Annotated in this window: 11 protein-coding genes; 8 read left to right on the forward strand and 3 right to left on the reverse strand. The window is 26.8% G+C overall.

Annotated elements, in window-relative coordinates; translation table 11 throughout:
- Nucleotides 1-163: 163 nt before the first annotated feature.
- Nucleotides 164-1,111 (forward strand): DMT family transporter, encoded by a 948-nt coding sequence (locus tag KGF46_RS09370; protein WP_227841857.1) that lies wholly within the window; start codon nt 164-166, stop codon nt 1,109-1,111.
- Between the two features lie 236 nt (nt 1,112-1,347).
- Nucleotides 1,348-3,705: an HAD-IC family P-type ATPase gene (locus KGF46_RS09375; protein ID WP_227829711.1), complete on the forward strand. Its 2,358-nt coding sequence runs from the start codon at nt 1,348-1,350 to the stop codon at nt 3,703-3,705.
- 94 nt (nt 3,706-3,799) lie between these two features.
- On the opposite strand, the gene KGF46_RS09380 is transcribed toward KGF46_RS09375, so the two are convergent.
- Nucleotides 3,800-4,117: a pyrimidine/purine nucleoside phosphorylase gene (locus tag KGF46_RS09380; protein WP_227829710.1), complete on the reverse strand. Its 318-nt coding sequence runs from the start codon at nt 4,115-4,117 to the stop codon at nt 3,800-3,802.
- Between the two features lie 317 nt (nt 4,118-4,434).
- Between KGF46_RS09380 and KGF46_RS09385 the strand changes: the two genes are divergently transcribed.
- From KGF46_RS09385 to KGF46_RS09405, 5 genes are all read left to right on the forward strand, one after another.
- Nucleotides 4,435-5,115 (forward strand): response regulator transcription factor, encoded by a 681-nt coding sequence (locus KGF46_RS09385; RefSeq protein ID WP_227829709.1) that lies wholly within the window; start codon nt 4,435-4,437, stop codon nt 5,113-5,115.
- Between the two features lie 88 nt (nt 5,116-5,203).
- A complete protein-coding gene (locus tag KGF46_RS09390) occupies nt 5,204-6,592 on the forward strand; it encodes a sensor histidine kinase (RefSeq protein ID WP_227854697.1) in 1,389 nt (462 codons plus the stop codon).
- 197 nt (nt 6,593-6,789) lie between these two features.
- Nucleotides 6,790-7,665, forward strand: a complete 876-nt coding sequence (locus KGF46_RS09395) for an ATP-binding cassette domain-containing protein (protein WP_227861947.1) — start codon at nt 6,790-6,792, stop codon at nt 7,663-7,665.
- Nucleotides 7,665-9,908, forward strand: coding sequence for a M1 family aminopeptidase (locus KGF46_RS09400; protein WP_227861948.1), 2,244 nt, complete (start codon nt 7,665-7,667; stop codon nt 9,906-9,908). Before KGF46_RS09395 ends, KGF46_RS09400 begins: the two co-directional genes overlap by 1 nt.
- Complete coding sequence (locus KGF46_RS09405) at nt 9,901-10,635, forward strand: hypothetical protein (protein ID WP_227829705.1); 735 nt, start codon at nt 9,901-9,903, stop codon at nt 10,633-10,635. The genes KGF46_RS09400 and KGF46_RS09405 overlap by 8 nt, the downstream gene beginning before the upstream one ends.
- Before the next feature lie 251 nt (nt 10,636-10,886).
- On the opposite strand, the gene KGF46_RS09410 is transcribed toward KGF46_RS09405, so the two are convergent.
- Nucleotides 10,887-12,164, reverse strand: coding sequence for an amidohydrolase family protein (locus tag KGF46_RS09410; protein ID WP_227829704.1), 1,278 nt, complete (start codon nt 12,162-12,164; stop codon nt 10,887-10,889).
- A 469-nt stretch (nt 12,165-12,633) separates the two neighbouring features.
- On the reverse strand, nt 12,634-12,972 hold the full coding sequence (locus KGF46_RS09415) for a TIGR04076 family protein (RefSeq protein ID WP_227841788.1): 339 nt from the start codon (nt 12,970-12,972) through the stop codon (nt 12,634-12,636).
- Between the two features lie 139 nt (nt 12,973-13,111).
- Between KGF46_RS09415 and KGF46_RS09420 the strand changes: the two genes are divergently transcribed.
- Complete coding sequence (locus KGF46_RS09420; protein ID WP_227861459.1) at nt 13,112-13,264, forward strand: hypothetical protein; 153 nt, start codon at nt 13,112-13,114, stop codon at nt 13,262-13,264.
- Nucleotides 13,265-13,708 lie beyond the last annotated feature (444 nt).

Below are 13,708 nucleotides of genomic sequence, written 5' to 3' on the forward strand. Positions count from 1 at the left end.
AAAAATAATAAATAATTTAAATATACAAAAATTTTATATTTGTATTAAAAAGCTATCTAAACTATCTTAAATTAGATAGCTTTTTTGTGTATATGTTGACATACATGGTATGTACTGTTAAAGTTTTTTATATATTATTAGAAAATGTGAGGATGTTAAATTTATGAACAAGGTAAGTGATGTAACAAAAGGTTATACTTTAGGGGTATTGGCAAATATTCTATTTGGTTTTTCTTTTTATTTTACTAAGACAGTATTAAATTTGGTTGACAATAAGGTTTTTACAGTATTATCATTAAGATTTACAATTGGATTGATAGCAGTAATAGCATTATATAAGTTTAAATTTATAAGCTTAAACTTTAAAGGTAAAGATATTAAATCACTTTTGATTTTATGTATGTTTCAACCATTTCTATATTTTATGCTTGAGACACTTGGAGTTAAGTATACATCTACATCAGAAGTTGGTGTTATGATATCTATGATACCAGTAGTTACAGGAATTATGGGAATTATATTTTTAAATGAAAAAATGAACTTGAAACAAGTAGTGTGCATCGCAATTGCAGTTTTTGGAGTTATAATAGTAAACTTACAAAATACAGGGAATCAAACAAGTAGCATGCTTGGAAGAATAATGATACTTGGGGCAGTAATTTGTGCTGGTGCATATGGTGTATATGTAAGAAAATTATCTAAAAGCGAATTTACACCAATTGAAATAACAGCAGCAATGCAACTAATTGGAACAATATCATTTACATCAATATCTGTTGGTGGTGAATTGATATCAGGGAGTCTAATAGAATATGCAAAAGGATTATTTAATATGGAGATTGTATTTCCAATAGTTTATTTGGGTATGGGGTGTTCTTTGTTAGCTATGTTTTTAAATAACTACTCAAGGTCTAAACTAGAGGCTGTAAAATCATCAATATTATCAAACATAGCTACAGTGGTATCTATATTTGCAGGAGTATTTCTACTGAATGAAGAGTTCAATCTTTATAGTATTGTAGGAAGTGTGCTTATAATAATTTCAATTATAGGAATGGTTATATATGGTAAAGAAAAATGTGAAGATTTGGAAACTGAATATACAGAGTAGTTTTATTTTATAGGATATAATAAATCTACTTATTCTTTTAACTTAATTTAAACTTAATAAAAATATATCGAAATTCATAAAAAATTTAGGAAATCTTAAGAATTATGATATTTAAATCTTTAGATTTATGTTTTATTATATAAACTATAATAAGATATATTAAACTAAATTAGAATTTTACAATATATTTATAGATATTAATGTTAAAGAAAAAGTTAAGTTGAAAGGAGTATAATATGGATAAAGTTAACCTAAAAAGATATAATTGTGATATAAATGTTGGATTAAACAGTGAACAACTTCAAAGTAGAATAGATGATAATTTAATTAATGTATTTGACAATGGAAAAACTAAAACATACAAGCAAATTTTTAAAGATAATATATTTACACTTTTTAATCTTATAAATATTGTTTTAGTTTGTTTGCTAGTTTCAGTTGGCTCTTTTAAAAATACCTTATTTATATTTATTGCTGTAATTAATACTATTATTGGTGTTATTCAAGAAATAAGAGCAAAAAGATTGTTGGACAATCTATCTGTTATAGTATCAAGCAAAGTATCTGTTATAAGGGAAAAAGAGAAAAGAGAGATTGATGTTCAGGAATTAGTGCTAGATGATATTATGATTTTAAAAACAGGAAATCAAATCTGTGCAGATTCAAAAGTTTTAGAAGGAAAGTTAGAGATAAATGAATCTCTAATCACAGGAGAATCTGATATTATTGTAAAAAACAAAGGCGATTTTTTATATTCTGGTAGTTTTGTAGTTTCTGGAGAGGCATTTGTAAAAGTTGAAAACATAGGAAAAGATAACTATGCAAATAAGATAGCTAATGATGCTAAAATTTCCAAGAAACACAATTCTCAACTTAGAAATTCATTAAATGCAATATTAAAAGTTGTTGGTGTAATAATTATTCCTTTAGGAATTATATTGTTTGTAAAACAACATTTTGGAAATGGAGATTCTATAGCAACATCTGTAGTAGGTACTGTGGCAGCTGTAAATGGAATGATACCAGAAGGATTAACGCTACTTACAAGTATTGCTTTAGCTGTTGGGACAATAAAGCTTGCAAGTCACAAGACTTTAGTTCAAGAATTATATTGTGTAGAGACTCTTGCTAGAGTTGACACATTATGTCTTGATAAAACAGGTACAATTACAGAGGGTAAAATGCAAGTTGATGATGTAGTAATGCTTGAAAAAGTTGATATAAACGAGATAATGGGAAATTTGTGTAATTCTCTTAAAGATGACAATGCAACATTAAATGCTATAAGAGATAAATATGATATTTCAGATACATATAAAGTAAAAAATTTAATTCCATTCTCATCAGCAAGAAAATACAGTGGTGTTGTTTTTGAAAATGAAGGTACATACTTAATAGGAGCTTTTGAGTTTATTTTTAAAGATAGATATAAAGACTTAAAAATAGAGATTGAAAAATATTCTAAAGCAGGAAATAGAGTAATAGCTTTAGCTCATAGTAACTCTTATATGGAAGAGCATAATATACCTGAAGATATAAAACCGCTTGCTTTTATACTGATATTAGATAAAATTAGGGATGAGGCCAAGGAAACTTTAGAATTTTTTTATAATGAAGGTGTAGATATAAAAATTATATCTGGAGATAATCCTATAACAGTAAGTGAAGTAGCAAGAAAAGCAGGTCTTAAAACAGCTAATAGATTTATTGATGCAACAACATTTAAAAATGATAAAGACATATATGATGCTGTTGATAAATATAGTGTTTTTGGAAGAGTAAGCCCACAACAAAAGAAACAAATGATTATAGCATTAAAACAACAAAATCGTACAGTAGCAATGACAGGAGATGGTGTAAATGATGTGTTAGCACTTAAAGAAGCTGACTGTAGTATTGCTATGGCATCTGGAAGTGATGCTACCAAAAATGTTTCTAATTTAGTTTTATTAGATTCAAACTTTGCATCCATGCCAAAGGTTGTTATGGAAGGAAGAAAGGTAATCAATAATATTCAAAGAGCATCTTCTTTGTTTTTAGTAAAGACAATATTTTCATTCTTCTTGTCATTATTAACATTATTTTTCTTTAGTAGACAATATCCATTTGTACCAATTCAATTATCCTTGATTGGAGCTGTAACAGTAGGTATACCATCATTCTTTTTAGCTCTTGAGGCAAATAGAAGTAGAATTTCAGGAAATTTCTTGCTTAATATATTAAAAAATGCTTTACCAGGAGCACTATGTGTAACATTAAATGTAATTATTGTTTACAATATAGTCGAATATTTAGGTTATAGTTCAAGTGTATTTTCTACAATGTGTGCTATATTAACTGGTATATGTGGTCTTTTGATATTAAGACAGCAATGCTTGCCATTTAATAAAGAAAGATTATTTTTAATTGTAAGCATGACTATATCATTTGTTATTGGTATTCTATTTTTAGGTGGACTATTCTCCTTTGTAGCTCTAAGTAAAGAGCTAATCCTTATAACTATGGTATTAGCGGTATTAATGCCAATTATGATAAAAGTTATGTTATTTGTATTAGATGAGATACTAGACACAATAGCTCCAGATTTAAACTGACTTGAATAATATAAAAAAGAGCAACTTAATATTAAATAGAGTTGTTCTTTTTTTATTTACATTAAATTTTATATAAGAATATCATGTATATTTATTAATCAGCTATGTATGAACAGCAATAGTCAACAACTTCAGTTACTTTTAAATCAAAGCTTGAATCAGAAGGAACATTAAATTTTTGACCTTCTGTATATGTTACAAACTCATTGCTTCCAGGCAGTTTTACATCCATGCTTCCAGCAAGCATTTCCATTATTTCTTCTTCTCTAGTAGAAAAAGTGTACTCTCCAGGTAACATCAATCCTAAAGTTTTTCTTTCGCCATTAGGAAATATTAGTACTCTACTACTTACCTTACCATCAAAATAAACGTTTGCTTTTTTCACTGCATTAACATTTTTAAATTCACTCATTAGACAAGTCCTCCAAAATTATTTATTCATATATATTATATAAGAATAATGTAAAAATTACTATATATTTACAAATAAAATTTAGTATTTCTAAAAAAAATTAATAAAAATAAAATAAGGAAATATTTTTAAAATAATAAATGGTAAAAATTTCATAGAAATATTATATTGAACTGACAATTTTACCAATATATAATAGGAGAGGAGTTTATGAGAATTGCCTTATGCTACACATTAAAAACATAAAGATAATGTATAATCTAAATATATATAAATATACAACCTAAAGTTTATAGTTATAGAAAGAGGGGATAAACTTGTCAAAGAGAATATTGGTCATAGAAGACGATATAGATATCCAAAATATAATAAAAACATTTTTAGAAAATGCAGGTTATATCATTATAACAGCAAATGATGGTCTTGATGGGATTGAGAAGTTTAAAAGACAACAATTTGATTTGATTTTATTGGATATTTTGATGCCAAAGATAGACGGTTTTGTAGTTTGTGAAATGATAAGAAATGAATCTAATATTCCAATTATTATACTTACAGCATTGGATGAAGAAACAGACCAAGTAAAAGGATTTGAATTAAAAGTGGATGATTATATTACAAAGCCCTTTTCTACAATTGTTCTTCTAAAAAGAGTAGAGGCAGTATTAAGAAGAATCGGTGACAAAGAAGAAAATCATGAAGATAGGGAATTTTTATTATATAGAGATATCAATATTGATGTTGAAGGATATAAAGTTTTTGTTAATGGTAAAAAGATTGAATTGACTGCTAGAGAATTTGAAGTTCTAAAAGAATTAATAGAACACAAGGGTCGTGTACTTACTAGAGAAAATTTAATAAATAGTCTGTGGAAGTATGATTTTTTAGGAGATGAAAGGGTTGTAGATACACATATAAAAAATCTTAGAAAAAAACTTGATGTGGATTACATAGAAACAATAAGAGGGGTAGGATATAGGATTGATGTATTGGATTAAGAAAAGTCTAAATAGAAAAGTTTTTTTAAGTACAACCTTGATACTTATTTTGTCCTGTACGCTAATTTATATATTTATCATGATGTCAATGCCCAAAACATATAAATCATACCTAACCGATGATATCAAAAAAAATCTTGATGAATTTGTTAAAGTTATTGAGAATACTAAATATGAGGATTCAGCACCTAAATTTTATGATTTTATAATTGAAAATAATGTGTCTATTGATTTAGTGAAAAATGGAAAATTAGTAGAAATACCATCTAATATAAAGTATGGTAAATTAGGTGATGAAAATATTATATCAAATAAGAAGCAAAAAGCTATATTCAATGAAGATAATTTTTTATATAAGTACTTAAATAATAATCAAATTTCGGGAAGTAGCTATGTAAGTGCTATATCCACTGAGATTACATTTAAAGATAGTTCAGATAAATATATTCTCTCTGTTGTACCAAAATTGATGGTAGTTGATGAAGCTTCTATAATTTTATTAAAATTGATACCAGTAGTCGCAATAATGATTTTGATAATATCACTAGTTACTGCATTTATTTATTCCAGAGTAATTACAAAACCTGTTGTCAAGATAAGTAACACCTCAAAAAAAATTGCACAGATGAATTTAGATGTTAGATGTGATGTAGAAAGTCACGATGAAATAGGTTCTCTTGCTTTAAGTTTAAATGAACTTGCACATAATTTATCAATTACACTTAATAATCTTGAACATGCAAATTCAAAGCTTCAAGAAGATATTGAAAAGGAAAGAAAGAACGAAATAAGTAGAAGAGCTTTTTTTGCAGCGGTATCTCATGAGCTAAAAACGCCAATTACGATTATAAAAGGTCAACTTGAAGGCATGATATATAATATTGGCATGTATAAGGATAGAGATACTTATTTAAGACATTCACTTAAGGTAATGGAAAGCATGGAAGAAATGGTACGTGAAATTCTTGATATTTCTCGTATGGAGTCATCTGGATTTAAATTAAATACAGTAGAAATCAATATGAGTTCATTAATACAAAAATCAATACAAAATTACTTAATATTAGCAGAAAATAAGAATATAGATATTCTTAGTGATATAGAAAAAAATTTATACTCTTTTGTAGATATAAAATTGATGAAAAAAGCTATTTCTAATATTATTAACAATTCAATTAAGCACTCAAAAAACGGTGCTTTGGTAAATATAAAATTGTATAAGAATAATGAATGTGGAGTTTTTGAGGTTGAGAATTCAAATACATTTATAGAAGAATCTGAGATAGAAAATATTTTTAATCCTTTTTATCGTGTAGATAAGTCACGAAGTAGACAATCTGGCGGAAGTGGTTTAGGATTGTATATTATTAAAATTATATTTGATATGCACAAGGTTAAATATAAAATTGAAAATACATCAGTGGGTGTAAAATTTACAGCTATATTTCCTATCGCATTAAAAAATACATTGCAGTAAATATTTTATAAATAAAATAACCCTATACTAAAATTTTAAAGTTAAATTTTAGTATAGGGTTATTTTGAGTATAAACATGTATTTAAAAAGTATTTAGGTGCCATATAAAAAACAAGGTAAGAACATATTAACTACATACTTCATTTATATAATAAAAAATGTAATAAGAAACTAAAAATATGAAAGGTGAGTGAAATATGAAAATCGATGTTAAAAATTTAAATATGACTTATAAAGCAGGGAAGGAAGCACTAAAAAATATAAATATGAGTCTTGAAAGTCCAAATTTTATAGGCTTATTGGGTCCAAATGGAGCAGGAAAAAGCACTTTAATGAAGCTACTAACTTCAAGAATATTACAAACTTCAGGTCAGATTTTAGTAAATGGGAAACCTCTTCAACAGTGTGAGACAGAGTTAAAAAGTAAATTAGGATATTTACCACAAGAATTTGGATTATATGATGAATTGACAGTGTATCAATTCCTCGAATATATGTCAGTTTTAAAAGGTATTAATAAAAACACAAAAAAGATAATAGAAGAAGTTATTAATCAGACCAATTTATTAGAAAAAAGAAACTCAAAAATTAAAACCCTGTCAGGGGGACAAAAACAGAGAGTAGGTATAGCCCAAGCAATAATGGGAAATCCAGGACTATTAATACTGGATGAACCTACAGTTGGATTAGACCCTGAGGAGAGAATAAACTTCCGTAACTTATTTTCAAAAAATTCAAGAGATAAAATTGTAATATTGTCGACACATATTATAGAGGATGTTCAGTCAGTATGTAATAGACTAATCGTGATAAATAAAGGAAATGTACTGTTTGATGGAAGCTCAGAAGAGTTAATTAAAAAAGCACAAGGACATGTTGGTATTTATGAAGATAAAAATGGAGAAATACATAAAAATGGAAAAAGCAAATTTAAAGTTACATCAAGTATTCTTACCACAACAGGAACTTCATATCGTATTGTAAGTCATAAACTTCCAGATTTTGCAATATCTGTAGAACCATCCCTAGAGGATGCATATATGTTTTTAATATCTGAGGAGGAGATAAAGTAATGCAATCAATTAAATTTATCAAAGATGAGATAAAGAGGCTTTTTAGTTCAAAGATTACATGGACTTTCATATTAGTAATAGCATTGATACCAGGTTTATCAATAATAATGTATGAAATGCCTGAATTATTACTACAAAGTAATTTAGGACAAGAGCTTAGTTTGAGTGTACCTGTTTTACTTAATCCAGCAAAACTAGGGGCTTTAATAGGCACAGTCTTATTTTCGATGTTTACAATATATGAGATGGATAATGTCTACAGAAACAAAACTAATGGGATTATAGAAACTATCATGGATGCCAAAAGTTTAAATCTAGCTAAGGTAATTTCTATTCTTGTATCAGCCATAGTATCTGTAATAATTTCAATGATTATCTGTCTACCATACTCTATCATTAAGATGGGTGAGGATTTTAGTTTAAATATTTATCTGATAAATTACTTAGTTTTAATGTTACCAGCTATATTATTTGGTATTTTACTTTCAGCTGGATTTTACTCTATAACAAGACGCATTGATTTAAGTATAATTATGTTACTTATACTAATATTTTTATCTATAAATGTAAAAGATAGTTATCTTATTGATTGGGTACAGACAAAGGTAACTATTTACTCTTCTAGTTTTGGAAATGCCTTGCAATTAAGAGCTTTATATTGGAATAGACTGCTTTGGAGTTTCGTGTCAATATCAACTTATTTAATGGGTGTAATATGCACAAGAAAATATGAAAAAAATATCTTTTCATCTATGATGTTTAATATGAAGAAAGTATCAATATCAATTTTAACTGTAGTGTTAATTGCTAGTTCTTATAGTATATATGCATTAGAACCGTATTATGATGATAGTCCTCCAACTAAAATGGAGAATGTAGTAGATAAGAAATCTGGTTCAGGTGTAGTTATGGCTACTAAAGAGGATGAAAAGTTAAATAAGGATATAAAATTAATTGATTCAAATCTTGATATAAAAATAAATCCTAAGAAGGCAAGCTTGGATGGGAAAATAGAATATACTATGGAAAATAATAGTGGTAAAGAACAAAAATTGAAATTTGATTTAAATCCTGGATACAATGTTAAAGATATCAAGATAAATGGTAAAAAAGCTAAATTTGATATCTCTAAAAAGAAGCAACCAGAAGGACGAATTAGTTTAGATACAACTAAAGAAAAAAATCTTAAAATTGAAATTGAGTATGGAGGTAAATTAATAAATAATCAATTGCTAGAAGAAATTCTTTCAGGATATATAATAAGTGAAGAGAATATTAAGATAGTTGGTAGCTCAATATACCCAGAACCTAAAATTGATGTTATGAATACAATGGAATCAATGATTCACGGTAACATCACTTTACCTACAGGTATAACACCTGTAATAAGTGGAATAAGTACAGAAAAGCTAAAAGTTGATAAAAAGAATAATGAATGTACATGGAAATTCAATACACAAGGAACTAAATTAACTATAATAGCTGCGGACTATGTAAAAAAAGATATACAAGCAGGTGGGATTAAGGTACAGTTTTATTATAATAGAAAGAATGAAGACAAGATAAACAAAATGAATGCAGAGAAAATTATAAAAGATTCTATTGCTTTTTATATGAAGCAATATGGAGAATTAGAGCGTTATAAAGTTATTCCACTTAAGTTAGTAGAAGGAGGAGCTACATCAAGCATTGGGACTGGAGGAAAAGCATATGAGAATATAAGTTATATGGATGAAAGTATTTTCAACCCAGGTGTATTTGAAAATAGTATAGGAGAAGGTAGTAATGGGGCTGAAGTTTTGGCACATGAAATATGTCATCAATGGTGGGGAATTATAGTACAAGTTGATCCAATGGTATCACCTTGGTCAGCAGAAGGTATAACAAATTATGCGACTAATAAGTTTATGGAGTATGAATATGGAAAAGAGTATAGTAAAAAAACTATAGATAATTGGAAAAAAGAAAATGATAAACTTAATAGGAATTTCTATATGAATAATCCACAATATCTAGAAAAGTTACCTGAGAACTATGTATTCAATATTTTATCACCTAATTCTATGAGACTTCTTTACAACAAAATGCCACTACAACTTTTAAAGGTGGAAGAGATTTTAGGTCAAGATAAATTTGAAACTATTCTCAAAAGTTTATATGATAAATACAAGTACAATATATTAAAATATGATGATTTCTTAAAAGCTTGTAATCTTACAGGGGAGGAATTGAATCTTGAATAATTTAAAAATAATGAAATATGAAATGAAGAGACTATTATTTTCTAAGGTGTATTTAGTTTTACTATTAATAACAGGATGGTTCTCCTACAATGTTCTTAAGACAAAAACAATCTATGGTTTAAATGATACAGCACCATTTTCAGAGTGGAGCTATTCAAGTTTTTTACTTGATGTAAATCCATTTTTACTAGTTATAGTTCTTATGTTTTGTACATATATATTTTCAAAAAAAGAAGAAGCAGTAAGGACAATTACTATGACAACTAAGATAAAGCCTACAACATATTTTTGCTTAAAAAGTATTACAATAGCAGTTGGATATCTTCTAACAGTTGCAATTGTAATTGCGATAAGTTTTATTTTTTACAATAGAGTATTTCAATTCAATAACTTTGGTCAGTTTGTACAGCCTATATTTCTTATTTTAATACCATCTGTATTATTTGTATTAGGGATGGGTATGTTTATTGGTAATATAAATGGAAATTTACTATATATTTTTATTCCAATAATATTTCTTATAACAAATTCTGGTGCACTATCTATTATATCTGGTAAGAGTCTAGTAAACTCTATACTGGAGAGTAAAGTTGCAGATATGATGGGGAATCTTGCATTTAATATTCCACAGGGATTTGTAATCAGTAGAATATCACTTGGAGTTATAGGTATACTCTTAATAGTTAGTGTATGTAAAGCATACAACAAAAGTAAAAATAAAGTTTAAAAATGCTTACAAAGAAAAAATTGATTAGTTCTATAAAATCATAATTATTTTTTTAATATTTGGATGTATATAGATAATCTAAGATGTGAATAGGGGATTATATTAAGGGAAATATGATATAATTACTAAAGTTATAAATAGATTAAAGAAAAAGAGTATATTTTAACCTATAGTTTTTTAGGTTCAAAATATACTCTTTTACTAGTTATAGTTATATAAATTAAACAAATTCTATATAATCAAAATTTTTATTATAATTCTATATTAGGTTCTTCAATTAATTTTCCACATACATATCTATGAATGATATTTCTGTCATCACCAACATATATAAATCTTTCAAGTCTTTCAGGTATAGAATAATTGTCATGATTTAAATCTGAATCATCAATAATTAATGCATCAAAATCGTAGTCTTCTTCAAAACTACCAACATTTCCAAAAAAACTTCCTCCACCTTTAGTTGCAATATAAAAGGCTTCAGATAAAGATAGAAAATTGCATTTCTTATTAGAATTTACCCAGTATAATTTTGATAACTGTATTGCAGATACTATTGCCTTAAATATTGATAGTGTATGGCCACCACTTATATCAGAACCAAGGGCTAGTTTAATATTATTATCAAGTAATTTTCTAATAGGCATAGCTCCACTACCAACATTAAAATTAGAAGCAGGACAATGAACAGCCATAACCTCATTTTCTTTCATTAAATCTATTTCTTCTTGAGAGCAGTGAATACAATGAGCCATTAATGTAGGGGTTTGACCAAATAAATTGTATCTATTATAGGCATCTCCATAAAATTTAGATTCAGGTTCTAAACTTTTAACCCATTCAATTTCATCATGATTTTCAGATAAATGTGATTGTATAGGAACATTATATTTTAAACATAAATCGCCTAATTCTTTTAAAAGTTTACTTGTACAACTAGGTATAAATCTAGGCGTTATAATTGGTTTTACAATAGAATTTATGTCATTGTATTTGCTTATTATTTCTTCTGTATCGTTGATAGAATCCTCCGTATTTTCTAGTAGAGTGTCAGGACAATTCATGTTCATATTTACTTTACCAACATATGCTCCAAGACCAACTTCTTTAAAAATATCCATAAGTTTCATAGAAGCTTTTTTATGTACTGTTGCAAATACAGCTATTCTAGTAGTACCTGCTTTCCAGACTTCTTTTACAAATTTTTTATACATCTTTGTAGCATATTCTATATCTATATACTTTGATTCTTCTGGGAATGTATAAGTTTCAAGCCATGGTATAAGTTCTTTATCCATAGCCATGCCTAAATTTCTAAATTGGGGTGCATGACAATGAAGGTCGTTCATACCAGGTATTATAAGTTTATCAGTGTAGTCTATGATTTCTAAATTTTTATATTCTTTAGGGATATCTTTAAAGACACCTTTTACTTTGCCCTTGTTTAGTATAATGTAGCTATTTTCAAATACTGTAAAAGTATCTGAGGTCTTTGTAAAAATTATATTTCCTTTTATTGCTTTTAACATATAGCTCTCCTTAGTTTTAAATTTGTTAACTTTAATATATAAGTAATATATAGGCTTTATTGATTAAAATTTTACCATATGTATTATATCAAATCTGAGTTATAAATACTATTAAATAATAGTAAATAGTAGTGAAATACAGTTATTTAGTAGTATTTAAGACCAGACATATAATTGACATTAAAGAAAAAAATGTCATCAATTAACATAAAACTGAGCTGTTATCTAAAGAGAGTATTGATTATATATTCAACCCAAAATAGTAACAATGTATTATGGTCTGCTTGGATAGGGTTCTATAATAACAATAGAAGCAGTAGTAAATTTTACAGAGAACCATTCTACTGTCTGCTGAAATATTTGTTCTTCATTTATTGTAGCATTAAGGTTATAAGGAATTTATTGATTAAGTAAATAATTGTGAGTGTTCTATGTAATGCATTAAAACATACAATATTGTAAATATTATCTATCTTATAGGTTTATATTTCATTTTAGATTCTTCATCAGTTCTCTCAATTTTAAAAATGACAGGACGAATTCCATCATTACAGGAGCATATAGCCACTCCTTCTTTATCTATCCAATCTCCATAGTAAAATTTTTCACTACCATGAGATAAAGCAAATACATATTGATACATTGCTTTCCATGCTTCATCACATAATTTTTCAGGTTTAGCAAAATCTCCAAAAAATACTTCCCCTACTTCATGCATAGGACATTTCCCAATACCTTTACATCCATACTCATCTGCTAAGTTTTTGTGGAATGTTGTTTTTATCACTTCTATTTTACATTTTTTCATGAAAGTCATCTCCTCATATTTTTTAACTTTTATTTATATAAGTATATGTACTATTTTATATTTAAACAAGTACTTACTTTTAAGTAAGGTACTAACGTTTAGGATAGTAGTTTTATTACATAATGGTGATTAAATGAGTATGAAAAACTACAATATATCTGATTTAACTAATATAACTTCTACACCATTTGGATATACTCTTTCAATTATTGGAGGGAAGTGGAAAATTATTATATATTCACTTTCAAAAAAGGGATTGTCATTAATTCCTATTTTAGAGGAAATGTTGTAAATGGGATGAAAATAAAAAAATAAAAAATATATAAATAAAATGATTGTTTTTCTTGAATTTTTTATATAAATATGGAAATTTGTCTAGTTATACGTTTTTATTGACCAGTTACGCAATTGATATTGAATATTCTAAATATTGATGTTACTTTATATATGATTTAAGTGTAATAGGGGGATATTTTATAAATATGATTTGCGTTATAGATAGATAAAATTTGAAGTAGTAAAAACTTAGATTCATATTTGATGAGATTGTAGAATCTGTGTATAGAATGATTCATGTGTTTCAAGAGAATATAAAAGGTGTAATTTGTATTAGTTGTTTTGTTTTATAGTATACACTTTTTAATTGTATAATGAAAAAGTAAAGATGTACTCCCAATACATCTTTACTTTAAAAGAAGTTATAGTTACTTACAAAGTATAAAAAATTATATAGTTA

Origin of the sequence: Clostridioides sp. ZZV14-6153, assembly GCF_020657855.1 — a bacterium.
Classification (GTDB): domain Bacteria; phylum Bacillota; class Clostridia; order Peptostreptococcales; family Peptostreptococcaceae; genus Clostridioides.